At 68.1% G+C, this 22,993-nt stretch carries 23 protein-coding genes and 1 pseudogene; 10 read left to right on the top strand and 14 right to left on the bottom strand.

The features are described 5' to 3' along the window. The first annotated feature begins 9 nt into the window (after positions 1-9). Positions 10-1,143, top strand: a complete 1,134-nt coding sequence (locus tag NQK81_RS20730) for a hypothetical protein (protein WP_126733171.1) — start codon at positions 10-12, stop codon at positions 1,141-1,143. After that, positions 1,136-1,684 carry a hypothetical protein gene (locus NQK81_RS20735; RefSeq protein ID WP_126733170.1) on the top strand — a complete coding sequence of 183 codons (549 nt, stop codon included), beginning with the start codon at positions 1,136-1,138 and terminating at the stop codon, positions 1,682-1,684. The genes NQK81_RS20730 and NQK81_RS20735 overlap by 8 nt, the downstream gene beginning before the upstream one ends. Before the next feature lie 58 nt (positions 1,685-1,742). On the opposite strand, the gene NQK81_RS20740 is transcribed toward NQK81_RS20735, so the two are convergent. After that, positions 1,743-1,997 carry a DUF397 domain-containing protein gene (locus NQK81_RS20740; protein WP_126733169.1) on the bottom strand — a complete coding sequence of 85 codons (255 nt, stop codon included), beginning with the start codon at positions 1,995-1,997 and terminating at the stop codon, positions 1,743-1,745. Between the two features lie 349 nt (positions 1,998-2,346). On the opposite strand from NQK81_RS20740, the gene NQK81_RS20745 reads away from it, so the two are divergent. After that, positions 2,347-2,619, top strand: coding sequence for a hypothetical protein (locus tag NQK81_RS20745; RefSeq protein WP_034310462.1), 273 nt, complete (start codon positions 2,347-2,349; stop codon positions 2,617-2,619). A 5-nt stretch (positions 2,620-2,624) separates the two neighbouring features. Beyond that, on the top strand, positions 2,625-2,888 hold the full coding sequence (locus tag NQK81_RS20750) for a hypothetical protein (RefSeq protein ID WP_185927113.1): 264 nt from the start codon (positions 2,625-2,627) through the stop codon (positions 2,886-2,888). A gap of 4 nt (positions 2,889-2,892) precedes the next feature. On the opposite strand, the gene NQK81_RS20755 is transcribed toward NQK81_RS20750, so the two are convergent. Genes NQK81_RS20755 through NQK81_RS20765 form a run of 3 tightly spaced genes read right to left on the bottom strand, consistent with a single transcriptional unit; the run spans position 2,893 to position 5,439 of the window. Beyond that, positions 2,893-3,750 carry an SAM-dependent methyltransferase gene (locus NQK81_RS20755; RefSeq protein ID WP_126733167.1) on the bottom strand — a complete coding sequence of 286 codons (858 nt, stop codon included), beginning with the start codon at positions 3,748-3,750 and terminating at the stop codon, positions 2,893-2,895. A 14-nt stretch (positions 3,751-3,764) separates the two neighbouring features. Continuing rightward, positions 3,765-4,580, bottom strand: coding sequence for an SAM-dependent methyltransferase (locus NQK81_RS20760; protein ID WP_257489415.1), 816 nt, complete (start codon positions 4,578-4,580; stop codon positions 3,765-3,767). A 1-nt stretch (position 4,581) separates the two neighbouring features. Beyond that, positions 4,582-5,439, bottom strand: a complete 858-nt coding sequence (locus tag NQK81_RS20765) for a helix-turn-helix domain-containing protein (RefSeq protein WP_126733165.1) — start codon at positions 5,437-5,439, stop codon at positions 4,582-4,584. Positions 5,440-5,658: 219 nt separating this feature from the next. Between NQK81_RS20765 and NQK81_RS20770 the strand changes: the two genes are divergently transcribed. Both NQK81_RS20770 and gnd read left to right on the top strand, forming a co-directional pair. Beyond that, positions 5,659-6,567 (top strand): MBL fold metallo-hydrolase, encoded by a 909-nt coding sequence (locus NQK81_RS20770; protein WP_257489416.1) that lies wholly within the window; start codon positions 5,659-5,661, stop codon positions 6,565-6,567. Positions 6,568-6,992: 425 nt separating this feature from the next. Then, on the top strand, positions 6,993-8,432 hold the full coding sequence (gene gnd, locus NQK81_RS20775) for an NADP-dependent phosphogluconate dehydrogenase (RefSeq protein WP_257489417.1): 1,440 nt from the start codon (positions 6,993-6,995) through the stop codon (positions 8,430-8,432). A gap of 100 nt (positions 8,433-8,532) precedes the next feature. Here the strand turns inward: gnd and NQK81_RS20780 are convergent, their stop codons facing one another. Together NQK81_RS20780 and NQK81_RS20785 are read right to left on the bottom strand one after the other, a co-directional pair. Beyond that, positions 8,533-9,252, bottom strand: a complete 720-nt coding sequence (locus tag NQK81_RS20780) for a Clp protease N-terminal domain-containing protein (protein ID WP_126732286.1) — start codon at positions 9,250-9,252, stop codon at positions 8,533-8,535. Positions 9,253-9,285: 33 nt separating this feature from the next. Next, entirely contained in the window at positions 9,286-10,500 is a 1,215-nt protein-coding gene (locus NQK81_RS20785) for an NAD(P)/FAD-dependent oxidoreductase (protein WP_257489418.1), read from the bottom strand. 90 nt (positions 10,501-10,590) lie between these two features. Here NQK81_RS20785 and NQK81_RS20790 point away from each other — a divergent pair, with 90 nt between their 5' ends. Beyond that, a complete protein-coding gene (locus NQK81_RS20790) occupies positions 10,591-11,940 on the top strand; it encodes a nucleobase:cation symporter-2 family protein (RefSeq protein ID WP_126732288.1) in 1,350 nt (449 codons plus the stop codon). On the opposite strand, the gene NQK81_RS20795 is transcribed toward NQK81_RS20790, so the two are convergent. Next, the gene (locus NQK81_RS20795) at positions 11,937-12,458 is read right to left on the bottom strand and encodes a serine/threonine protein kinase (protein WP_257489419.1); all 522 of its coding nucleotides are present in this window, start codon (positions 12,456-12,458) and stop codon (positions 11,937-11,939) included. The two genes, NQK81_RS20790 and NQK81_RS20795, sit on opposite strands and share 4 nt — an antisense overlap. Before the next feature lie 246 nt (positions 12,459-12,704). Between NQK81_RS20795 and NQK81_RS20800 the strand changes: the two genes are divergently transcribed. Both NQK81_RS20800 and NQK81_RS20805 read left to right on the top strand, forming a co-directional pair. Further along, the gene (locus NQK81_RS20800; protein ID WP_257489420.1) at positions 12,705-15,482 is read left to right on the top strand and encodes an EAL domain-containing protein; all 2,778 of its coding nucleotides are present in this window, start codon (positions 12,705-12,707) and stop codon (positions 15,480-15,482) included. After that, positions 15,479-15,778, top strand: a complete 300-nt coding sequence (locus NQK81_RS20805) for a GNAT family N-acetyltransferase (RefSeq protein ID WP_257489421.1) — start codon at positions 15,479-15,481, stop codon at positions 15,776-15,778. Before NQK81_RS20800 ends, NQK81_RS20805 begins: the two co-directional genes overlap by 4 nt. 4 nt (positions 15,779-15,782) lie before the next feature. On the opposite strand, the gene NQK81_RS20810 is transcribed toward NQK81_RS20805, so the two are convergent. Beyond that, positions 15,783-16,604, bottom strand: coding sequence for an arylamine N-acetyltransferase family protein (locus NQK81_RS20810; RefSeq protein WP_257489422.1), 822 nt, complete (start codon positions 16,602-16,604; stop codon positions 15,783-15,785). Between the two features lie 157 nt (positions 16,605-16,761). Between NQK81_RS20810 and NQK81_RS20815 the strand changes: the two genes are divergently transcribed. Then, entirely contained in the window at positions 16,762-17,541 is a 780-nt protein-coding gene (locus tag NQK81_RS20815; RefSeq protein WP_126732293.1) for a S1 family peptidase, read from the top strand. A 242-nt stretch (positions 17,542-17,783) separates the two neighbouring features. Here NQK81_RS20815 and NQK81_RS20820 read toward each other — a convergent pair whose 3' ends face one another. The 6 genes and pseudogenes from NQK81_RS20820 to NQK81_RS20840 form a co-directional block, all read right to left on the bottom strand. Beyond that, on the bottom strand, positions 17,784-18,617 hold the full coding sequence (locus tag NQK81_RS20820; RefSeq protein ID WP_257489423.1) for a tyrosine-type recombinase/integrase: 834 nt from the start codon (positions 18,615-18,617) through the stop codon (positions 17,784-17,786). Positions 18,618-18,806: 189 nt separating this feature from the next. Then, positions 18,807-18,911, bottom strand: a pseudogene (locus tag NQK81_RS45570) (hypothetical protein); the annotation flags it as partial. Further along, positions 18,911-19,123: a helix-turn-helix domain-containing protein gene (locus tag NQK81_RS20825; RefSeq protein ID WP_257489424.1), complete on the bottom strand. Its 213-nt coding sequence runs from the start codon at positions 19,121-19,123 to the stop codon at positions 18,911-18,913. The pseudogene NQK81_RS45570 and the gene NQK81_RS20825, both read right to left, overlap by 1 nt. Positions 19,124-19,135: 12 nt before the next feature. Beyond that, positions 19,136-20,791, bottom strand: coding sequence for a replication initiator (locus NQK81_RS20830; protein ID WP_257489425.1), 1,656 nt, complete (start codon positions 20,789-20,791; stop codon positions 19,136-19,138). Then, entirely contained in the window at positions 20,788-22,371 is a 1,584-nt protein-coding gene (locus NQK81_RS20835; protein WP_257489426.1) for an FtsK/SpoIIIE domain-containing protein, read from the bottom strand. The genes NQK81_RS20830 and NQK81_RS20835 overlap by 4 nt, the downstream gene beginning before the upstream one ends. A 335-nt stretch (positions 22,372-22,706) precedes the next feature. Then, the gene (locus NQK81_RS20840; RefSeq protein ID WP_257489427.1) at positions 22,707-22,991 is read right to left on the bottom strand and encodes a helix-turn-helix domain-containing protein; all 285 of its coding nucleotides are present in this window, start codon (positions 22,989-22,991) and stop codon (positions 22,707-22,709) included. Positions 22,992-22,993: the final 2 nt, after the last annotated feature.

A 22,993-nucleotide genomic window follows, 5' to 3' on the forward strand; every position in this document is an offset into this window, starting at 1 on the left:
TCGGGGGGTATGGATCTCACCGCGGGAGGAGCGAGGGCCGTCTCGGTGGCACGCAGTGAACGCACCGGTCTCGTACCGGCGGGCACGGTGCTGGCCGGTTCGGTGATCTCGCTGATCGGGCTGACCTGGGACATCCAGTGGCACGGCGACGTCGGCCCGGACACGTTCTTCACGATGCCGCACCTGTTCCTGTATTCGGGCAGCGCGATCTCCGGGCTCGCGAGCCTCGTGGTCGTGCTGATGACCACGGCCGCGCGCCGGGCGGGCCGCCCGATCGACGCGCGCGTCGGTGGCCGGGCGATCAACGTCTTCGGCAAGGTCTTCGCCGCACCGGCCGGCTACCTGGTGACCGGCACGGGCGCGGCGATGTTCCTGCTGTACGGCCTGTGGGACCAGTGGTGGCACGGTCTTTACGGCTTCGACGCGGTGATCGACTCGCCGCCGCATATCGGGCTGCTGCTGTCGATCACGCTGAGCATCATCGGCACGGTCATGGTCTTCGCGGCCGCGCGGGAACACCGGTGGGGCACCGTCGGCGTGGTCGGCAGCCTCGGCGTGCTGATCGCGTTCAGCACGGTGACCGTACTGGGGTTGCAGCAGATCGACGTCGACGGGCTCGACGTCGTCTCCGTCGGCATCGCGCTGCTTTCGGTGCTACTCGTCTCGGCGGGCGCGGGCTTCTGGGCGCGGCCCGGCGGAGCGGTCCGAGTCGCCGCGGCACTGGCTGTCATCCAGGCGATCACCTGGTGGTTCTCGCCGTGGGCCGCCGAGGCGTACGCGGGCGCCGTCGGCCTGCCGATGCGCGACTACATCGACGGTGTTCCCGCGATGCCCTCGATGATGCCGATGGCGCTGCTGCCCATCGCGGCCGTGCTCGAAGCGGTCTACCTGCTTTCCCGGCGCGGCTGGTCCGCGGGCCGGGTTTCGGTGCTGGCGGGCGGGATCGGCGGGCTCCTGGTCGGCGCGAGCATGCCGATCCAGAACGCGATCGTCTACGACGCCGACCGGATGCCGTGGGCGGTCGTGTTCGCGACGGGCGCCGCCGGCGCGGTGATCGGGCTGCTCGGCGGGTTCGCCGGCTGGCGTTTCGGCGGGATGCTGGGGCTGCTGGCCCCGGCGAAGGGGGACAACGCGCATGCGTAAGACACTGCTGGCACTGGCGGCGGCGATCGGTCTGCTGTTCGCGACCACGCCCGCGGCGAACGCCTACGAACCGGTGAACATCGTCCACACCGAACGGGTCCAGGTCGGTCCGTACGGGATGACGGTCGGCTTCAGCACCTGGCCGTTGCGCGCCATGCAGTCGCTGGACTTCACGTTCATCCCGGACGACGGGATCGCCGGGAAGTCGGGGACGCTCGCGTTCCTCAATCCGGAGACCGGGCGGCTGGGCCGTCCGCAGCCGCTGGCGAAGCATCCGCGGAAACTGGAGGTGTGGGGACTGGACATCCGCGCCCTGCAGACAGAGGGCTCGTGGACGTTCCGGTTCGAGATCGAGGGCCCCGCGGGCAAGGGCACGGGAGAACTGCGGGATCTGGCGGTGCTCGAACAGCCAGGGCCGCCGATGGCGGTGAGCTGGTCGATCAGCCTGATCCCGCTGATCGTCCTCGCCGTGCTGATCGCCGTCGCCTGGCGTAGGACGAAATCCAGGCTGCGCGGGAACGGGCTCCCCGCCACGGTATGACTCGAAGTGACCGAAGATCGGATGGCTCGCGTGTCCCGATGGGCACGCGAGCCGTTCGTCATGGGCTCAAATCGAACTGTCCGGCCTTGACCGCCACGAGGAAGGCGTTCCACTCACCGGAATCGAAGACGAAGACGGGGCTGTTGGCCAGTTTGGTGTCACGCACTCCCACCAGGCCTTCACGGGCGAGGTTGACCTCGACGCAGTTCCCCCCGTTGGGCTCACTCGCGAAGGACTTCTCCCACGCGGAGTCGTCGAACAGCGACACGGCCGTGGTCGGATCGTAATCCGACGCCGATGGATAATCGGCCATTGGTCGTACCTCCGAACGTCGGTCGGGGGTGCGGGCCGCGACCTGCGCGAACCGTCACCGTCCCGGCTTCTCCCTGCCTCAACGGGACTATCCCGCACGGCCAAGTGGGTGATCAACTCCGCCCACCCTCGACATGAAGATTATTCCAGGAGTAGGATTAATCGCAGCGGCCGGGGCTCGGTTGTTGGTGATTCGCTCGCAGCACGCGGACACCCCGGCGACGGCGTCACCGGGTGCGTCAGCAGGGAGTTTCGCCGTTCCGGCAGGACACCGACGGCAGGTGACCGGCGGGAACACCCACCCCGCGGCGCATGACCACCCACCGCCGACCTCGTGGGGGAGGATCAGCGTGATCATTCAGGACACCATGCCGGCGACGGTACTGGCCGTCGGCAGGCTCATGGCCGGGACGGCGGGCGAAAGCCGCCGCTCCGCGCATCTCTTCGACTTGCACACCGGGGGTTCGCACCCCGAATTCCTGCACGCCCGCTGCGGCGCGGCGATGCCGTACGACCACCTGGAATGGGTTCCCGTCGGTTCGGGGATGCCCTGTGAGCGTTGTCTCGGCCTCGCCGGTTCGGCCGACCAGGCGCGGTTGCCGCGTCCGAGCCGGGGGGTGTGACCGCCATGGCCGTCCGTCTCACCACGCTGCTGTTCCGCCGTGAGGACGAACGCCTGGCCTCGGCGAAGCACCACCACCGCACCATCGGGCTCGAACTGCGTCAGCGGTTCGGGTTCAGCCTCATCCAGGCGCCGCTGCGCAAACAGCCGCCATGGAACTCGGAGATCGACGCGCCCGGCGCGCACCGGGACCCGATCAGAACCGGCCGGCCGCTCGAAGGTCGATTCGACCTGACACCCATGGTCGGGCATCTGACCGGCCGGGCCTGATCGCTCAGGGCTTGCGGCCCAGCCCGCCGAGCCCGCCGGTGAAGGTCGGGTCGTCCGCGAACCGGTCGCTCGCCCGGGAATCCGCTTCGTCGAGATGCCAGGTGGCCATCCAGTCGATACCCGGCTCCACCATCTCCAGGCCGTCGAAGAACGCGGCGAACTCCGCGCGGGACCGCAGATGGAACGGCGCGCTCGTCTTCTTGTACAGCTCCTGGACGTTCTCCCGGTTGTCGCCTTCCTTGCGGGTGACGCCGTCCTCGGTCAGATGCGAGGACAGGAAGTACGAACCCGACGGCAGGAAATCGAGATACCGCTGGACCATCTCGTGCACGGGCTCCTCCGGGCCGAGGAAGTACAGCAGGCCGACCAGCACCAGCCCGATCGGCTGCCGCGGGTCGAGCACTCCGGTCTCGAGGGCGCGTTTCCAGATGTCGGCGGGATCCCGTACGTCGCCCTGCAGGACCGCGTGCCGCCCGAGCAGCCCCTCCCGTTCCAGCAGCAGCTGGGAATGCGCGACGGCGACCGGCTCGATGTCGACGTACACGACCCGGCTTTCGGGATTGATCGCGCTCGCGATCTGGTGGACGTTGCCGACGGTGGGCACGCCGGAGCCGATGTCGAGGAACTGCGTGATCCCCTGGCGGGCAAGGTAACCCACGCCGCGGCCGAGGAAGTCGCGGCCGACGCGGGCGAACGTCTTGACCTCCGGGAACTGCTTCAGCACCTGCGAGCCGAACTCGCGGTCGATGGCCCAGTTGGCCGAACCGCCGAGGAACCAGTCGTACACCCTGGCCACGTTGGGTCGTTCGAGATCGACACCTTCGGGAGCCGCGGGGTCACTGGGGTCGTGCTGCGTCGTCATACCGTCACACCTCGTCAGAAACCGGGTTTGCGGGCGACCCCGCCGATGGCGCAGTTAAGCGCAGGCGAGTGGGGGTCGTCCAGCCGCCATGCGCCGACCGGGACGAGACCCGGTGCCACGAGGTCGAAATCGCCGAAGAAACCGAGGATCTCTTCCTTGTCGCGGAAGGACACGGGCGTGCTCGACTGCTCGTACTGCTTCACCACGCGCTGGACCTGTCCCAGCTCGTCACCCTCCACGTCGGACATCGTGACGTGGGACAGGACGTAGAAGGAGCCCGCGGGCAGCAGCCTCCGGTAGCGCGCGACGACGGCGGCGAGCTCGGGGCCCGGCACGAAATGCAGGACCGCGACGGTGAGCAGGGCCACCGGTTTCGCCGGATCGAGCACGCCGGTGTCGATGGCGCGTTCCCAGATGTCGTCCGCGTCGCGCAGGTCGCCGCCGAGCACCGCGTGCCTGGCGGGGTTCCCGTTCTTCTCCAGCAGGATCCTGGCGTGCGCCACGGCGACCGGCTCGTTGTCGACGTACACGCACCGGCTGTCGCCGTCGGCGTCGCCGGCGATCTCGTGGACGTTGCCGACCGTGGGCACGCCGGAGCCGAGGTCGAGGAACTGGTTCACGCCGTGCTCGGCGCAGTACCGCACCGCGCGGCCGAGGAAGGCGCGATTGGCCCTGGCGAGCGAGCGGATGAGCGGGAACGCCTTGACCAGCTGCTCGCCGAATTCCCGGTCCACCGCCCAGTTCGCGGTTCCGCCGAGCGCCCAGTCGTAGATCCGGGCGGCGTTGGGCCGCTCGAGATCCACGCCGTCGGGCAGGAACCGCGGGTCCATCTCAGGATTGCATCTGGGTTCTGTACAGCTCGGCGAGTTCCTTGAGGAACTGCCGGGTCTCCTGGCGTTCCAGCGCGGCACCGCGCAGCCTGTCCCAGGAGTCGACGAAGATGTTGAAGTCCTTGACGTCGTCGAGATACAGCCCGCCCGCGGAATGTTCGATGTAGACGAAATCCCTGGTGCGATCGGGAAACCGCATGATGGTGAAGTCGTTGGGCACCGCGGCGAGGCGCGCGCCGAACGGCAGGACGTGCACGTACACGCGCGGATGCTTGTCCAGCGCCAGCAGATGCTCGACCTGGTCCAGCATCACCGCCGGGGCGGAGCCGCCCGGAGCGCGGCGCAAGGCGCCTTCGCTGATGATGAACCGGTAGTAAGGCGGCTGCTGCTGTTCGAAGACGGCCTTGCGGTCCAGCCGGTTGCGCACCAGGGACGTGACGTCCGTGGCGCCCGCTTCGGTGAACTGCTTGAGCATGTAGTGCTCGGACTGCAACGGGCCGGGGATGCGCTCGCCGTGCCAGGTGAGGATCTCCGCGGCCGCGGGTTCGAGGTCGGTGAAGGTGCGGAACCAGTGCGGCACCACGGATCGGTAGCCGGACCAGTGGCCGCGCTGCCCGGCCGCGGCGCGGGCGAGGTTCATCAACGTGTCGGCCTCGTCGCCGTTGATCCCGAACGCGTTCAGCATGGATCGCACATCCCCGAGCTTGACCCCGACGGCACCGGACTCGATCTTGTTGACCTTGCCCTGGGTGCAGCCGAGAACCTCGGCGACCTGCTGCTGTGTCATCCGCGCGGCGTTGCGGGCATGCCGGAGCTCGTTCCCGAGCTGCTTCCGGCGCGAGGTGACGGTGCTGGCCATCGCCTTGCTCTCCCGGACCACATAACCAGGACCGCGGCTGCCCGCGGTCCTGCGCGCGAATACTCGAACCCACCCAGGGTACTTCACCTTGAGGGGTTCGATGATGACATTGCGCAGCGTTCCAGGAAACGGCCGAAAACACCAGTCACCTGGTACGTCACCCTGGTGGCGGAGCGATCTCGTCACATTTCGGGCACGCCGCTCGGGCATAGTGACCGAGTGGACCAATCCCCCTTCGCCAGCCAGGTCACCGATGGTGTCTTCGGCTACTTTCAGCCGGACGGCTCGTGGTGGATCAACAACTGCGGGTTCGTCGCCGCGGGCGAGCACACGGTGCTGATCGACACTTGTTCGACCGAACGGCGTACCAGGGCGCTGCTGGCGACGGCGGAGTCGGTGGGCGGGGCGCCGGTGACCACCGTGGTCAACACGCATCACCACGGCGACCACACGAACGGCAACTACCTGGCGGCCGGCGCGACGATCATCGGGCACCGGAAGACGCGCGAGGTGATGGTCGCGACCGGGATCAACACCTACGAGAACTCGTTCACCGGCAACGACTGGGGCCATCTGGAACTGCGGCCGCCCGAAGTGCTGTTCGACGACCGGCTGACCGTGCACGCCGGCGACGTCCGGCTGGAGCTGATCCACCCAGGACACGCGGCGCACACCACCAACGACGTACTCGTCTGGCTGCCGGAACGGCGGGTGCTGTTCGTCGGCGACCTGATCTTCAACGGCGGCAGCCCCTTCGCGCTGATGGGCTCGCCCGCCGGCTGGCGGAAGGCGCTGGACCTGGTCCGCGAACTGGAGCCGGAGACGATCGTGCCGGGCCACGGGCCGGTTTGCGGCCCCGAAGCGATCGACGTCGTCGACGGATACCTGGGTTTCCTGCAGAAACTCGCTTCATACGGGAAGGCCGCCGGGCTGACGCCGCTGCAGGCTGCTCGCGAAGCGGATCTCGGGCCCTACGCGGCACTGTCCGAACAGGAACGGCTTCCGGCGAACCTGCACCGGGCTTACGCCGAACTGGACGGGCTGGAGTGGGGTGCGCCGATCGATCTGGGGGCCGCGCTGGCGGACATGGTCACCTTCAACGGCGCCCCGATCCGCTGCTTCTCCTGACGGCCTCGCGCACCTCCGCGCCCGCCTCGCCTGCCGCGTGTTGCGAAAGCCACTTTCGCAACGTTGAAGGTTGCGAAAGTGGCTTTCGCAACGCTCCCCCGGGCTCGCGCTCTCGCTCGCTTCATGCCCGCCGCACGCGTTCCCCATGCCGCATTCGAGACCCTCAGCGTCCCAATTGCGACAGAGCAAACACTCGAAACCCCTGCTCACCGCACCCCGAAGCGCCACAAGCAGCCCCCACCCGTCCCTGGGGGGGCGACCCCGATCCCAGCGTACCGCCGCAAGTGCCGCACCAGGCCGCGCGCGCCGAGTTGTCCACAGGCGGGCCGGGTTGTGGACAACTCCCGGTTGATCCCTTCTCGCCCCGGCGCCGTATCCCTCGACGGGGATAGGCTCGGCACGGGAATCGAAGCGGAAGGGTGCGGATGAGCAAGAAGGCGAGCATCGGGGTCACCGGCCTGGCGGTCATGGGCCGCAACCTGGCCAGGAACCTCGCGAGGCACGGGCACACGGTGGCCCTGCACAACCGTTCCGAGCAGCGGACGAAGGAACTGGTCGAGCAGTTCGGCGACGAAGGCGACTTCATCCCGGCGTATTCGGCGCAGGAGTTCGTCGACGCGCTGGAGCGGCCGCGCCAGGTCGTGATCATGGTCAAGGCAGGCGCGCCGACGGACGCGGTGATCGACGAGTTCGTCCCGCTCCTCGAGAAGGGCGACGTGATCGTCGACGCGGGTAACGCGCACTTCGCGGACACCCGGCGCCGCGAGGCCGCGCTGCGCGAGAAGGGCATCCACTTCGTCGGCACCGGTGTATCCGGCGGCGAGGAGGGCGCGCTGCACGGGCCGAGCATCATGCCCGGTGGGTCCAAGGAGTCGTACCAGTCGCTCGGACCGCTGTTCGAGGACATCTCGGCGAAGGTCGACGGCGAGCCGTGCTGCACGCACGTCGGCGCGGACGGCGCCGGGCATTTCGTGAAGATGGTGCACAACGGCATCGAGTACGCGGACATGCAGCTGATCGCCGAGTCGTTCGATCTCCTGCGCGGCGCGGGCGGTTACTCCCCCGCCGAGATCGCCGAGGTCTTCCGCACCTGGAATTCGGGCAGGCTGGACTCGTACCTGATCGAGATCACCTCGCAGGTACTGGCCCACACCGACGCCGCGTCCGGCAAACCGTTCGTCGACGTCGTGGCGGACCAGGCGGAGCAGAAGGGCACCGGCCGCTGGACCGTCCAAATCGGACTCGACCTGGGCGTGCCGATCAGCGGCATCGCCGAGGCCGTCTTCGCGCGTTCGCTGTCCGGCTCGTCGAGCCTGCGCGCGGCCTCCCGCGGGCTCGGCGGCCCCTCGCGCGCTCCGCTGACAGGGTCCGCTTTGGACACTTTCGCGGACGACGTCGAGCAGGCGCTGTACGCGTCGAAGGTGGTGGCGTACGCCCAGGGCTTCAACCAGATCCAGGCGGGCGGCGCCGAATACGGCTGGGACATCGACCTCGGCAAGGTGGCGTCCATCTGGCGCGGCGGCTGCATCATCCGCGCGAAGTTCCTGAACGACATCACGGCCGCGTACGCCGAAGAGCCCGCGCTGCCGACGCTTCTGACCTCAGGCGGCTTCCGCAGGGCCGTCGAGGACGCCCAGGACTCCTGGCGTTCGGTGATCTCGACGGCGGTGCGGCTCGGCATCCCGACCCCGGGATTCTCGACCGCCCTGGCCTACTACGACGGTCTGCGCGCGGAGCGGCTCCCCGCCGCGCTGGTGCAGGGGCAGCGGGACTACTTCGGTGCCCACACGTACCGCCGCGTCGACCGCGAGGGTTCGTTCCACACCGCTTGGGCGGCCGACGGCCGTCCCGAGTCCTCCGCCTGACAGGGGCTGACAGGCCGCGTGATGGCCTCCGCTACCAGGGGCCATCACGCGGCCAACAGAACGAGGGCGACGAACACGAGGACGGCCAGCGCGACCCGCGTCATGTCCCGCGCGCCGCGACGATCTCCGTCAGCGCCTGCAGGATCAGCTTCTCGGTCTTCTCCTTGGTGAGCCCGAGCCCGGTCAGGAGGTCGTCGCCGAGCTCGAACAGGGCCAGCAGGATGTGCTCGGTGCCGATGTAGTTGTGCCCGAGCCGCAACGACTCCCGCATGGTCAGTTCCAGCGCCTTCTTGGCTTGCGCACCGAACGCCATCTTCGCCGCCTCCACCGGTTCGCCGGCGGGTTCCGGCAGCCTCGCCTCCGCGGCCTCGCGGACGGCTTCGAGGGTCACCTGCTGCGCCACGATCGCCCCGGCGGCGAGCGCGGCCGGTTCCGAGAGCAGGCCGAGGACCAGGTGCACGGGCTCGATCTGCGGGCTCTTCGCCGTCACCGCCGCGTCCCGTGACGCGACGACGACGTGCCGCGCGCGATCGGTGTAGCGGCTGAACACCTTCACCAGATCTTCGAGCGAAGAGCCACTGGAGTCGACAAAGCGCTTCTGGGCGGCCTGTTTGGACACCCCCATGTTCTTGCCGATTTCGGTCCAGGACGCGCCGGACCGCCGCGCCTGGTCGACGAAGTGACCGATCAGATGGTCGGCCACTTCGCCGAGGTGTTCGCCGAGGAAGACCGCGTCGGACAGCTGGCCGAGCACGTCACCGTCGGGATGTTGCTGCTTGATATGGGAGATGAGGTCGTCTAGCCGTACTGGATTCGTCATGCCGTCAACTTTAGGTTGACGGAGCCACGATCGTCAACCTTGGGTTGACGCCAAGGTGGCCTTGAGGTCGAAGCCGTTGGCCTCCAGCGTCTCGAACCGCGGTTCCGGGTCCGCGGCGAACAGGCGGCGCGCGGCGATGTGGTCCGGCGGCCGGTTCACCGACTCCACCCCGACGAGCACGCCGTCGCGGAACGACAGCACCGAGAACTTCCCGCCCTCCCGGTCCCCGGTCACGACGGTCTTGTCCGCCCCGGTCAGCAGCCCGGCGATCTGCAGTTTCGCGCCGAGCTGGTCGGTCCAGAACCACGGCAGGCTGTCGTAGGGCGCGGGTTCACCGGCGATGACGGCCGCGACGGCCCGCGCCTGGTCGACGGCGTTCTGCACCGACTCCAGCCGGGTCGCCGTACCCGCCTGGACACACGGGAAGTTCGCGCAGTCCCCCACCGCCGAGATCTTCGGATCGCTCGTGCGCAGATGCTCGTCGACGACGACACCGTTCGCCACGGCGAGCCCCGCCTCTTCGGCGAGCCGTGTCCGCGGCACCACTCCGACGCCGACCAGCACCAGGTCGGCGAGCAGCCGGCTGCCGTCGCTCAGTTCCACCTCGGACACCCGGCCGTCACCGTGCAATGCGGCGACGCCCGTGCCGAGCAGGATCGTGTGCCCGGCCCCTTCGTGCAGAGCCGCGAAGTACGCCGAGACCTCGGGAGTCGCGACGCGGGCCATCAGCCTGTCCTGCGCCTCCACGATCGTCACCGGCCGTCCGGCGTGCGCGGCGAATTCGAGCCCGATGAACCCGCCCCCGACCACCACCACGTTCGCCGCGCTTTCCAGCGCGGCCCGCAACACGTCGGCGTCGTCCTTGGTGCGCAGGGTGAACACACCGTCCAAAGTGGAGCCGGGGACCGGCAGGACACGGTTGTCCGCGCCCGTCGCGAGGACGAGATGGTCGTACTCGTGAGCGCTCCCGTCCTCGAGCACCACCTGCGAAGCGTCGCGATCCACCGTCGCGACACGGCCGGGGATCAGCTCGATGTCCTTCTCCGCGAAGAAGTCCTCGGGCCGCAGACGCAACTGGGCGTCCCCCGCGGTCCCGGCGAGGTAACCCTTCGAAAGCGGAGGCCGCTGATACGGCAGGCCGGGTTCGTCACCGATCAGCACCACCCGGCCGTCGAACCCCTTGTCCCGCAGCGAGGTCGCCACTCCGAACCCGCTCTGCCCGGCCCCTACGACGAGGACGGTCTCCATCGGCGCTCCTTCCGTTGTACCCCGATGTCCATTCAACACCGCCCCTTCGCACCATGATCCTCACGCGGTGGACGCGCTACGGTCGGTTCCATGAGCAGGCCCGAAATCCACCCGGTCGACGCCCGGCCGCCGCTGCCGAAGCTGACTTTGCTCGGCCTGCAGCACATGACGATCATGTACGCGGGCTCGGTGGCCGTCCCGCTCGTCGTGGGCAGCGCGCTGAACCTGGACGCGGCGACGATCGCGCTGCTGGTCAACGCGGATCTGCTGGTCGCGGGCATCGCGACGCTGATACAGGCGGTCGGGATCGGGAAGATCTTCGGCATCCGGCTGCCGGTGGTGGCCGGTGCGACGTTCACCGTGGTCAACCCGATGATCATGATCGCGTCCCAGTACGGCATGCAGGCCGTCTACGGCGCGATGATCGCGTCGGGTGTCTTCGGGCTGCTCATCGCGAAGCCGTTCGCGAAGATGATCCGGTTCTTCCCGCCGCTGGTTTCGGGCACGCTGCTCATGGTCATCGGTATTTCGCTCATCGGCCCGGGCGTCGGCCTCATCGCCGGCCACGACACCGGGTCACCGGATTACGCGAGGCCCGCCAACATCGCGCTCGCGTTCGGCGTGATCGCGGTGATCGTGCTGTTCACCCGGGTCCTGCGCGGGTTCGCGAGCCAGATCGGCCCGCTGCTGGCGCTGCTGATCGGCCTGGTCGCGGCCATCCCGATGGGCCTGGTGAGCTTCAAGGGCATCGCCGACGCCGGCTGGTTCGGCCTCGCGTCACCGTTCCACTTCGGACCGCCGACCTTCCCGATCGCGGCCGTGCTCTCGATGTGCGTCGTGATGCTGGTGACCTACACCGAATCCACCGCGGACCTGGTCGCCGTCGGCGAGATCACCGGACGGCCCGCGACGGACTCCGACCTCGCGCGCGGCCTCGCCACCGACGGCCTTTCCGCCATCCTCGGCGGCGCGATGAACTCGTTCCCGGACACGGCTTTCGCGCAGAACGTCGGCCTCGTGCAGATGACCGGGGTGCGCAGCCGATGGGTGGTCGCGATGGCGGGCGGCCTGCTCGTGCTGATGGGCCTGGTGCCGAAGGTCGGCGCGTTCGTCGCGGCCGTACCCGAGCCGGTGATCGGCGCGGTCGCGGTGGTCATGTTCGCGATGGTCGCCGCGGTGGGCGTGCAGAACCTGAAGAAGGTGGAGTTCTCCGGCAACCACAACACCTTCATCGTCGCGGTGTCGGTGGGGGTCGGCTTGTTGCCCGCGTTCGCCACGAACCAGTTCGGAAACTCGATCTTCTTCCAGCATTTCCCGGCGTGGCTTCAGACCATCTGCGGCAGCCCGATCACGGTCGCCGCGATCGTCGCCTTCACCCTCAACCTGCTGTTCAACCACCTCGGCAAACGCCGAGACCCGGATCTACTGCAAGCGCCTTAACAGAAGAGCCACTTCGGCCACAGCTTGCACTCTTCGGTCGGCGTCGTCGAAGGCGGCGGAGTCGGGTTGGGCGGCTGCGGAATGACGGTCGACCCGGTCGTCCGCGGGGGATCGGCGGGGGCGTTCGACGACGTCGGCGCGGTGGTGGGGTCCGGGGAGTCGGACGTCTGTACGGCCGAACTCGACGTGCGGCGGCTGGACGTCGTCCGGCTGGGCCGCGACGAAGGCTCCCCCTCGCCGGTTTCGACCGTCTCGGTGGACGGGACCGCTGATGTCCCGCCCGCTCCCCCGTTGTCCGAAGGCCGCTTCGGCATCTCGATGACACTCATCTGGTTCGGCGCCGCATTCGGTTCGGGCTCCGAATCGAATCCGACGAGGACAGCCGCCGCACCGCAGGCGACGACCACGGCGATCACCACCGCGATAACTCTCCAGCGTGACTTTGCCCGTGACTCCTCGTGGTCGTCCCAGCCCTCGCGAATAAGCAGGTCGGCGACCGAAACGTCGTCGTCATCCACCAGCTGAAACCTTTCGCACCGGGAACGAGCGAAGAGTAGTTTTACCGCAACTCACCGCCGAATGGGTGAAGTTAACCAAAAATTATTCACCCGATGGAACACGCCAGCGTAGGCCAGTCACACAGCGTGTATTCATCTGCTCCCGCGTATATCGGCGGTGACCGACCTTCGGTTCGCGTATACAGCGCCCCCGGCGGGTGGTGTAATCGACGGTGCCAGCACCGGAAGAGGGGGTTCGGACGGATCATGGAGGCTGACGCCCTCGCCGTGCCCGGAGCCGGTAATCCCGGTCGCCCGGCAGACGCCCCGTTCGGGAACGGGCCGGTCGGCGATCTCGGCCTCGCGGGCGACCACGCCGCCATCTGGTCGTACGACTTCGAGCACGAGACCCTGTCCTGGCTGCCCGGACTGGAGAACCTGCTGGGTGGCGGCGTCCTCACCGAAGCCGAGATCGAGTCGAGGCTCGCCGATCTGGTGGCCCCGCTGACCTCCGGCACCCGCACTTCCCCGCCGTGGCGCGAGTTCGAACTCGAGCAGTCGTTCCGGAACCCGGCGGGCGAGGTCCGCTGGATCCGGCTGCGCGCCCGCACCATCGGCGACGACAACGGCTCGACGGGGCTGCTCGGCATCGCCACCGACGTCACCGACGTCCGCGAGAACCGGCAAGCCCTCGAAGATCTCACTGACCGTTACCGGCTGTTGGTGGAACTCAGCCCCGACGCGGTCTGTGTCCACGAAGCCGGCGTTGTCACCTACGTCAACAGAGCGGCCGTCACCGCGCTCGGAGCGTCTTCGACGGCCGAGCTGATCGGGCGGCCGATCATGGATTTCGTCGCCGACGAATCGCTCCCGGCCCTGCTGGACAGGATCGCGTCGCTCCACCGCCAAGGCGCGTCGACCGACCCCGCCGACACCGTCATGCTCCGGCTCGACGGCACGAAGTATCTGGTCCAGAGCATTTCGGTACGTACGACCTGGGAAGGAAGGCCCGCGTTCCAGGTCATCATGCGCGACATCAGCGCGCAGAAGGCCGCCGAAGCGACCCTGCGCTACCAGGCCGCGCTGATCAGCCACGTCAGCGACGCGATCATCGCGACCAGCGGCACCGGCGTGGTGACCAGCTGGAACCCCGCCGCCGAGAACGTCTACGGCTGGACGGCGGGCGAGGCGATCGGCCGCACGGTCAGCGACCTCGTCGGCGCGGCGCTCGACCCGGAAACGGTGCTGCGCCGGGGCGGCGTCATGCAGACGACCCACCGCCATCGCAACGGTTCGACCCTGGCCATCCGCGTCTCGGCCGCGGAGATGAACGACGGCTTCGTCCTGGTCTGCGCCGACGAAACGGCCCGGCGGCGCGCCGAACAGCACTACAGCACGGTGGTCGCCTCGCTCGACGAAGGCGTGGTCGTGATCGGCCCCGGCGGCCTCATCGAATCGGCCAACCCCGCGGCGTGCCGGATCATCGGCGTCGGCCACGACGACCTCATCGGCGTCCCGTGCGTGACGCTGGAGCTGTACGACGAACAGGGCCGGATCCCGCCCGCCCGGATGCCGTCGGTGATCACCCGCCGCACCGGGGCCACGCTGACCGGTCTCGTGCTGCGGTTGCGGAGGCCCGCCGGCGACGACGTCTGGATCTCGCTGACCTCGCGATTGCTGACCCCGGAGGACCCGTCGGCCCTGGCGGTGGTCGCCTCGTTCACCGACATCACCGAACGCCGCGCCATCGGTGAACGGCTCGCCCACGAGGCCACGCACGACCCGCTCACCGAACTCGCGAACCGGACGCTCGTGCTGGACAGCCTCGCCGAGGCGCTGTCCGGCGCGGGCCGCGCCGAGCTGACCACGCTGCTGTTCATCGATCTCGACAAGTTCAAGGTGATCAACGATTCCCTCGGGCATTCGGTCGGTGACAAGGTGCTCCGCATCGCGGCCGAACGGCTGCGCCGTGGAATCGGCGAGAACGATCTCGTCGGCAGGCTGGGCGGCGACGAATTCGTCGTCGTGACCGCGGAAATCACCGAGCCGCACGAGATCAAGGCACTGGCCGAGCATCTGCGCGAAGCGCTGACCGAACCGATCACCGTCAACGGCAGGCAGCTGCACATCGACGCCAGCATCGGCATCGTCACCGCGGCCAACGACGACACCAGGACCGCCGAAGACCTGCTGCGCGACGCGGATGTCGCGATGTACCAAGCGAAAACGCTCGGCCGGGCGCGCTACGAGTTCTTCGACGTCGAGCTGCGCGAGCGGATGCAGCGGCGGCTCCGGATGGAACAGGACCTGCGCGACGCGTTGCAGAACGAGGAACTCTGGACGGCGTACCAGCCGGTCGTGGACATCGAATCCGGCGAGATGGTCGCCGTGGAGGCGTTGCTGCGCTGGAAACATCCGGCGCACGGCACGATCTCGCCCGCCGAGTTCATCCCGCTGGCCGAGGAAAGTGACCTGATCAACCTGATCGGCAAGTACGTCCTGCGCACCACCACCCGTGAGATCGCCAGGCGGCGCGAGCAGCTCGGCATCGACCTCAACCTCAAGGTGAACCTCTCGGCCCGGCAGCTGGACGACCCGCATCTGGTCGCCGGGGTGCAGGACGCGCTGAAGACCACCGGGCTCCCGCCGCACGCGCTGACCCTGGAGGTCACCGAGAGCGCGCTGATGCGGGACCAGGCCGCGGCCGCCGAAGTCCTGACGTCGTTGCGCGATCTCGGTGTCTCACTGGCGATCGACGACTTCGGCACCGGCTACTCGTCGCTCGCCCAGCTGCAACGGCTCCCCTTGGATACGCTCAAGATCGACCGCACCTTCGTCACCGGCATCGCGGAATCGCGCGACGCGGCGGCGATCGTCAAGAGCATCATCGCGATGGCGCACGCGGTCGACCTGATCGTCGTCGCCGAAGGCGTCGAAGACGGACAGCAGCTCGCGATCCTGCGCGAGCTGCGTTGTGACCAGGCGCAGGGCTTCCATCTCGGTCGCCCCGCGCCGCCGGACGAACTTTTCGGAGCCGTGGGATGAGTGTCGAGATCAAAGCCGGTAAAGACCGCTACGACATCGTGGTGGACGGGAAGACCGCCGGGTTCCTGGACACCCGCACCCGCCCGGACGCGATCCTGTTCCTGCACACCGAGATCTCGGACGAGTACGCGGGACAGGGCCTGGCGGGCAAGCTCGTGACCGCGGCGCTCGACGACGTCCGGGCGCAGGGCGGGTCCGTCCTGCCCTACTGCCCGTACGTGCGCTCGTTCATCGCGAAGCACCGTGAGTACGAGGATCTCGTCCCCGAGGACAAGCGCGCCGAATTCGAACTCTGAGCGCTCAGCCCGGATAGATCGTCAGCAGTTTCGCGAGCTCGTCCTCGGTGAGGACGACGTCCAGCTCGCGCAGTGTCGCGTCGAGCCGCTCGGGCGGGATCGTGGTGGTCTCCTTGGTCCCGTCCGGGCGTTCGACGATGAACTCCTCGCCGACCAGTTTGCGGCTGAGCCCTTCCTCCAGCCGCATGACCACGAGCTGCCCGGTGAACGGCGACCGCGGATGCGTCGACGTGTAGTGGTGGTAGACCTCGTAGTCGATCCGGTGCATCGGCGTGAGTGTGAAGGCGTGCAGGTCGGTCCAGTCGTCGCCCTCCCGTTTCTGCAGGCGCCACCAGTCGCCGTCGGCGACGAGCCGGTGCGGCCAGCCCGCCTGGTCCACGACGGCGCCGTCGACCAGCGGCATCGGCACCAGCATCCCGGCGCCGAATCCGACGTCGACCAGATGCGGGACACCGTCGGCCTCCACCACGAGCGTCATATGCGTGTACGGCCCGTTCTTCTGCGGCTGCACCCGCGCGACCAAGCGGCGTACGGGGTAGCCGAGCTGTTCGGCGGCCGCCGCGAAAAGGCTTCCGTGCTCGTAACAGTAGCCGCCACGCCGGCGGCGGACGAGTTTACCGATCACGTCTTCGAGCACGATTCCCTTGTGCTGCCCCAAAACGACGTCGACGTTCTCGAACGGAATGGCTAAGACGTGCGCCTTCGCCAGCTCACGCAGCGCGGCGGCGGAAGGTTTCGCGCGGTCCTGGCCGATCCGGCCGAGATAGGCGTCGAGGTCGAGGGTGCCGACGGTCCATTCGTCGACCTGCTCAGGTGCGATTGTCATGCTGCGAGATTGACACCTCCACCTAACTCGAAGTCAAGGCCGCCCAACTGGTAACTGGCAACGGCCACCGACTTTCGTCACTTCCACGGACGAGTGACGATTGGCCACCCTTCCGGAGTGAGCCGGTGAAACACACCGGTGTGGAAGGAGAAAGCAGATGAGGACTCGTTCCCTCGTCGCCGGTCTGCTGACCGGAGCGGCCGCCGTACTCGGGTTGGCGATGCCGGCTTCCGCCGCCGAACCGCCCTCGGGCGTTCAGCCGCTGATCGTGGGTGGTGTGGACGCGACCGAGACCTACAGCTTCATGGCGTCCATGCAGACCAAGAGCGGCGACCACAACTGCGGCGCGTCGCTGATCACGCCGGAGTGGCTGGTGACCGCCGCGCACTGCGTCGAGGGCGAGCAGCCGTCGAACTGGCAGTACCGCCTCAACACCACCGACCACACCAAGGGCGGCGAGGTCGCCGAGGTGGACAAGTTCGTGGTCCACGAGAAGTACGACGGCTCCGGCCCGTACGACATCGCCCTGGTGCACTTGAGCAAGCCCGCGGAGGCGGCGCCGATCGAGATCGGCCAGTCGCCGGCGGCGGGCACCGACGTGCGGGAGATCGGCTGGGGGCTGACCTGTCCGACGCGCGGCTGCGGTGAAGCACCGGTGGTTCTCCAGCAGCTCGACACCAAGGTCGCCGAAGACTCCGGCTGTTCCGGCTCCGGGGCCTACGACGCGCAGACCGAGCTGTGCATGGACAACCAGGGCGGCAAGGCGAGCGCCTGTTACGGCGACTCGGGCGGCCCCGCCGTGGTGAAGTCGGGCGACAAGTGGACGCTGGTCGGTGCCACGAGCCGCGGCCAGACCGCCAGCTGCCCGGAGATGCCGGGTATCTACACCGACGTGACCGCGTTCGGCGACTGGATCAAGCAGCAGACCGGTCAGTAGCCGCCAGGTCCCGCCCCGCGCGGTGGCGCCCGATGCACCTGCGACATCGGCCGCCACCGCGCGTTGGCGTGAACCCTTTGCCAGGCATGAAAAAACCGCCTCGATGTGCATCGAGGCGGTTCGTCGAGCGGTGGCCAGGGCCGGGGTCGAACCGGCGACCTTCCGCTTTTCAGGCACAGACGTTTCCGCTGGTCACGGGGGTTGCACCAGTGCCGCGTGCAACCCCCGTGCAACATCGCGCCTCAGTGCTTCACGATGATGGTCTTGGGCAGCTTGGCAGCGTTCCCGTGAGCAGCGAGCTTGCTCAGTTGGTCGGCTACCTCCTTGTCCCGCCCTTCGACCGCGTGGAGATACCGGAGGGACGCAGCCGCCGACGCGTGCCCGAGCCGCTTCTTGAGGTCAGCCAGCGTCGCACCCGCACTCGCCGCGAGTGTCTGGCCCGTGTGCCGCAGGTCGTGATAGCTCACATCCACGCCGACCTTCACCCGTGCCCGGACGAACGCCTGATAGACCGCGTTCCCCCGCATCGGCTGCCCGTCCCTGCCGACGAAGAACCGATCCCGCCCCGCCCACTCCTTCATGTGATCCCGCAGGTACGGCATGACGTGCGGAGGGACCGACACCGGCCGACGCCCCGCGTCCGTCTTGGGGTCCTTGTCGTACTTCTTCGGACTCTCCAGAAGCTCCACCCGGTTCTTCCGGACCCACACGACGCCGTCCACCAGGTCCACGTCAGCCGTCCGCAGGCCGCAGACCTCACCGCGACGAAGACCGCACCAGGCCGCCAGCAGCACAGCCGCCCGGTAGCGAGGAGTGATCGCCTCGACAAGCTCAACGATCTGCCCAGGGTTGGCGATGCCCCGCTCTTTGGCCTTGTCCGAGCCCGCGCCGGGAATCTGGCAGGGGTTGATCACGATCGCCCCGTCCCTCTTGGCCGAGTTCATCACGGCACGGAGGAAGCGGTACGACTGCCCGATCGACGTCTTCCCGCCCTTCCCGAGCAGGGCCTTGGCGTACCAGCTCCGCACCACCGGCGGGGTGATCGCGATCAGCGGGAGGTCCAGCAGCTCAGTCATGTGAAGGCGCATGTTCCGCCGACACGTCTCCTCCCACCTGTCCCCGATGTTCGGACTGTCGCGCAGGTAGGCACCCGCGTAGTTGCCGAACGTTTCTCGTCCTAGCTTGTCGTCCAGCCAGGCGCCCTTGTTGATGTCCGCCTCTACGCCGACCAGCCATCGATCAGCGTCGGTCCTGGTCCGGAACGTGTCCGGCGCGTACTGGCGCACTCCGTTCGGACCGAGGAACGATGCCTGAAACCGGCCGGAAGGCAGCTTCCGAACCGACCCGAACCGCCTCCGCTTCTTCGCCATCACGCCACCGCCCGACCAGCGGACCAGCTCACCTGTACCGGCTCGACGCGTCCCGCCATCACGAACGCATCCAGATCAGCGACCGCCAGCCGAACGTGAACGCCGACCTTGTGGAAGGCAATCCGCCGTTCCGCGATCAGCCGCCGCACGAACCGGACACCCGTGTTCAGGTACTCAGCCGCTTCATCGACTGTCAGATAGTTCTTCTCCACGTCTCCCCCTTCCTAGGCCGCTTGTCGAGTTGCCGAAGTTTCCGGACCTTCACCGGGTGGCCCCTGTGCCGCGAGTAACGCCCGGTCGTACTCGGCCCGCCAGGTGATCCGTTCGGAGATGGCGCGCATCACGAGGTGGTCCCGTGGTGGGCAGTGGGTGTCTCCGGGTTCGACCTTGCGCCAGACGAACCGGTCCGGTTCGGGTTGTTCCTTGGTGATGCCGACAGCGGCCAGCGCGTCCAGGACGAAGCCCTTCCGGTCTGCCTTGTGATCGGCCACGGTCTTGCCCGACCACTTCCGCGACACCAGCACCCGCCGCCCCGGTAGCCCGAGCGTCGTTCGACGGTGAGCGCGTCCCTTGCAGTGTCCGGGGACGGTCTTTCCGTTGGCTCCCTTGGGGTTGATGCCGTACAGCAGCCACACCGCGCACCGAGGCGAGCACGGGGTCACCGACAGTTCAGCGTGAAGCCGGTCGTGGTGATCCCGCTGGGCGGCTGTATCGGCGTCGGCCACCTCACCCGTGGACTTGGTCAGGTACTTGGTGAGGTAGCCGATGTGTCGCCCGGATTCCTCCGTGCCGCCCAAGATCCCCTTGGAGTGCACCTGACGGCCGAACGTGACCACGTGCGCCGGTTCCTCCACCTCCTCCACGGCCTCATCCCACGACGGCAGCGCTTCCCGAGTGTCCGGGTCCACGAACGTCCGGGAATTCATGTCCCACAACGGTTCCCGGTCCGTGTAGACGATCTCGTCATGGTTGGGCCACCACACCTGGTGATAGGTGGCCTCTGTGACCATCCGGATGACTTCGTGGGAGATGGAGCCGCGTAGGGCGGTGTGCAGGTGCGGGGCCGCCCGCCGTTGGGGTTCCACGGTGGCGAAGTACTGCACGTCCCAGCCGACCACGCGCCGCAGGTTCTGCCACCACCTGTCCACCAAAGCGGAGAAGTGCACCGCGTCCCGAGCCGCCCGCCGGTAGTCGTACGTCGAGGGGTTCACTGGCGAACCGTCGGACCGGACCGGGCCGTAGGTGTCGCAGGTGAGAGTGACGAACATCGACGGTCGGAACTTCCCCGCGTACTCACGGCCCACGGTGGTCTTGGTGACCTTGCGGCGTGGCAGGTTCGGAGCGTCCTGCCGTCGCTTGGTCGACCGCTTCACTGGACGCTTCTCCGGGACGTCGAGAGCGGGCAGGCGACCCGTCATCCCGGACGCCCGCAGCTCCTCGTCCACCGAGGCGACCTCTGCCCGCAGCTCCTCCATCTCGACCTCATCACCGACTGCCAGCGCATCCCGATAGGCCGCCGCCAGATCAGCCCGGAACGCCACCAGCTCCGTTTGGGTCTTCGACGGCGTCTCGCGGGCGATGACAGGTTCCTCGGTCATGTGCCAGCCTTCACGGCATTGCGCCTGACGAAGCGCCTTTGCCTTGCGAGCACACGGAAGGCACACCGATTCGACCGTCGCCCCACAGGGCACGGGTACGTAGCGGATCTCGCCGGTTTCGGTGTCTCCCACTTCCATCGTGAAGGGCCGGACGCACACGCCGTGCTTTTCCGCGGTGGCCTTCACGACCTCTGTCGACAAGGCACCGCGGATTCGTCCATTCGTGGCCGGCGGGCTTGCCGCAGTGTCCTCGACCTGGGGATCTGTGGTTGTGCTGGTCATGCCGTCCCCCTCTCGCCGCGCCGGTCTGACAGGTGGATGACCGAGGCACCGCCGTTGGTGACGTAGTGCTCCAGATGCTTGACGGTCTGGTCCGGAACCCACCCGGCCCGGACCCGCAGCGGTTCGCGGATGCCTTCGCCCCAGACGTAGCCGACACCGGCCGCCGACTCGGGAATCCGGTTCGCCCACGCCCCACGCTCGTAGGCGCCGTCCCCGAGGACCATCGGGACCTGACTCTTCGCGGTCACCCGCAGGCAGATACGGCGGGTGAACAGCTCCCGCACCGGAACCGTTTCCTTGGTCGGTTCCTGGACATAGCCCCGGATCGCGAACCCGAGCGCCCGCCCCTGGGTGGTCAGGATCGCGACCCGTTCCACGATCGCGTCACGGGTCTTGCGGTCGGTGTAGCGGGTCAGAGCGCCGATCTCGTCGAACTCCAGCAGCTCCACTGGATACTCCGTCGAAACCGGGACCTGACGGGTGTGTCCGGCGAAGACGCGCTTACGGTTCTCCAGCTCCTCCATCAGCGCGTCCAGGACGTCCAGGGCCTCCTTGCCGGACACGCCGTAGCGGGCGAAGATCCCGCGCCCGTAAGCGAGTTCCACCGCTTTCGGGCCGATCCCGGACACCCGGATGAGACCGGCGCGGATCGGTGCCGCAGCCGACACCAGCGGAGCCCAGAGGACCGAGCCCTTCCCCGACCCCGACGCACCAGCCACGAGCGTGTGCGCGCCACCACCAACGAGAGGCAGCGTCCACGGAATGCCGTACTCCGTCGACCCCGCATAGACCGCCCTCAGATCCACTCCCGAGCCGTCCACGGACACCATCTCCGGGACCGGAAGGCACGTCACCGCCGCGTCGAGCAGATCACGGCGCATGAAGTCGATGGACACCACATCCGGCTCAAGCTCCCGCACCTGGCACCGCGCGACCTTGCGCGCCACCGCCAGCTCTCGCGCGACCTCATCGAAGTCTTCCGGCTTCTGCCCAGCGACCAGCCGGACCCGGACCTCATCCCACGACGGACCGGAGCGGACCGACAGCAGTTTCGGCACCGCCACCCCGGACGCCTGACGCGCCTTCGCGACCGCCTCACGCTTGCGCCGACGGGACACCAGGTTCACCGTCACGTCGACCGGGATCGCGTCATCGCGCACCGTCAGGCCGCAGGCGTGCAGCCACCCGGCCAGCTTCCGCCCGTAGAGCGCCCAGCGCAGCCACCACGCCCGCAGCCACCGCCCACACCACAGGTCATAGCCCACCTCGTCCAACCGCCACCACACCAGCAGCACCGCCGCCAACACGCCGACCGTGACGACGAGGGACACCCAGCCCAGCACCGTGCACCAGGCCCACAAACCCAGCAGCGCCAGACAGGTACGCCAGTGCCCGACGAGTTGCCGAACAACCCAGCCGACCGCCCGCAGCAGACCCCACAACGCCACACCGAGCACCGCCAACGCGGCCAGAGCCTCGAACACACTTGCCAGCACACGGCCGACCTTCGCCAGCACCCACAACACCACCGCCAGGCCCCCGCCGACCGCAAGGGTGGTCATGACCTCCTGCGTGTTCATCACCGACCACCCCGCAGACCAGCAGCGGGAACCACGATCGACAGCGGCAGCATCCCCAGGCACGGGGAGCACTTCTCCTCACCCGGCAGCAGCCGAGCGAACCGTTTGCATTCCGTACAGCGCGTTCGGGTGACCCCCGTTGACTCGCACTGTGTGCCGTCATTTATCTTCGTCATTGTTCACTGCTCCAGTGGACAGGCGCAGAACCGGAACAGGTTGGTAGCCAAGGGCCGGTTCTGCGTTTTAAGGGACACTTTTAGCCACGTGGGGACGCGTTTATACGCCGCACGTCCCCACGTGCGAAAATCGTCGATCTTCAGTTCTCGCCTATCTGATCAGTTCTTTTGTGCACGCTCCTTGCGTTCGAACTCCCGAAGCGCGACCAACCACACGTGCTCCCGTGCGATATCCAGGCCATCCGCCAGGCGGACCGCTGTAGTCACAGTGGTCAACGGCCGTTCGCCCCGCTCCAGTTGGCCGAGGTGCCGAGGGCTGATGCCGGATCGTGCGGCAAGTTGAGCTTGGGTCAACCGCCGAAATCGACGTGCCCGCCGCAGCCATTGCGCCGCCGTCTTGCCGCTCAGCATCGAGCCGTCGCCGTTGCCTCCCCATTCCTGCACGC

It is taken from the genome of Amycolatopsis roodepoortensis (assembly GCF_024628825.1).
Classification (GTDB): Bacteria; Actinomycetota; Actinomycetes; order Mycobacteriales; family Pseudonocardiaceae; genus Amycolatopsis; species Amycolatopsis roodepoortensis.

What these genes read in the sequence shown, in the direction of transcription:
- NQK81_RS20730 (WP_126733171.1), top strand. Translation starts at nt 10, where the DNA reads ATGGATCTCACCGCGGGAGGAGCGAGGGCCGTCTCGGTGGCACGCAGT.
- NQK81_RS20735 (WP_126733170.1), top strand. Translation starts at nt 1,136, where the DNA reads ATGCGTAAGACACTGCTGGCACTGGCGGCGGCGATCGGTCTGCTGTTC.
- NQK81_RS20740 (WP_126733169.1), bottom strand. Translation starts at nt 1,997, where the DNA reads ATGGCCGATTATCCATCGGCGTCGGATTACGATCCGACCACGGCCGTG.
- NQK81_RS20750 (WP_185927113.1), top strand. Translation starts at nt 2,625, where the DNA reads ATGGCCGTCCGTCTCACCACGCTGCTGTTCCGCCGTGAGGACGAACGC.
- NQK81_RS20755 (WP_126733167.1), bottom strand. Translation starts at nt 3,750, where the DNA reads ATGACGACGCAGCACGACCCCAGTGACCCCGCGGCTCCCGAAGGTGTC.
- NQK81_RS20760 (WP_257489415.1), bottom strand. Translation starts at nt 4,580, where the DNA reads ATGGACCCGCGGTTCCTGCCCGACGGCGTGGATCTCGAGCGGCCCAAC.
- NQK81_RS20765 (WP_126733165.1), bottom strand. Translation starts at nt 5,439, where the DNA reads ATGGCCAGCACCGTCACCTCGCGCCGGAAGCAGCTCGGGAACGAGCTC.
- gnd (WP_257489417.1), top strand. Translation starts at nt 6,993, where the DNA reads ATGAGCAAGAAGGCGAGCATCGGGGTCACCGGCCTGGCGGTCATGGGC.
- NQK81_RS20780 (WP_126732286.1), bottom strand. Translation starts at nt 9,252, where the DNA reads ATGACGAATCCAGTACGGCTAGACGACCTCATCTCCCATATCAAGCAG.
- NQK81_RS20785 (WP_257489418.1), bottom strand. Translation starts at nt 10,500, where the DNA reads ATGGAGACCGTCCTCGTCGTAGGGGCCGGGCAGAGCGGGTTCGGAGTG.
- NQK81_RS20790 (WP_126732288.1), top strand. Translation starts at nt 10,591, where the DNA reads ATGAGCAGGCCCGAAATCCACCCGGTCGACGCCCGGCCGCCGCTGCCG.
- NQK81_RS20800 (WP_257489420.1), top strand. Translation starts at nt 12,705, where the DNA reads ATGGAGGCTGACGCCCTCGCCGTGCCCGGAGCCGGTAATCCCGGTCGC.
- NQK81_RS20805 (WP_257489421.1), top strand. Translation starts at nt 15,479, where the DNA reads ATGAGTGTCGAGATCAAAGCCGGTAAAGACCGCTACGACATCGTGGTG.
- NQK81_RS20810 (WP_257489422.1), bottom strand. Translation starts at nt 16,604, where the DNA reads ATGACAATCGCACCTGAGCAGGTCGACGAATGGACCGTCGGCACCCTC.
- NQK81_RS20815 (WP_126732293.1), top strand. Translation starts at nt 16,762, where the DNA reads ATGAGGACTCGTTCCCTCGTCGCCGGTCTGCTGACCGGAGCGGCCGCC.
- NQK81_RS20820 (WP_257489423.1), bottom strand. Translation starts at nt 18,617, where the DNA reads ATGACTGAGCTGCTGGACCTCCCGCTGATCGCGATCACCCCGCCGGTG.
- NQK81_RS20830 (WP_257489425.1), bottom strand. Translation starts at nt 20,791, where the DNA reads ATGACCAGCACAACCACAGATCCCCAGGTCGAGGACACTGCGGCAAGC.
- NQK81_RS20835 (WP_257489426.1), bottom strand. Translation starts at nt 22,371, where the DNA reads ATGAACACGCAGGAGGTCATGACCACCCTTGCGGTCGGCGGGGGCCTG.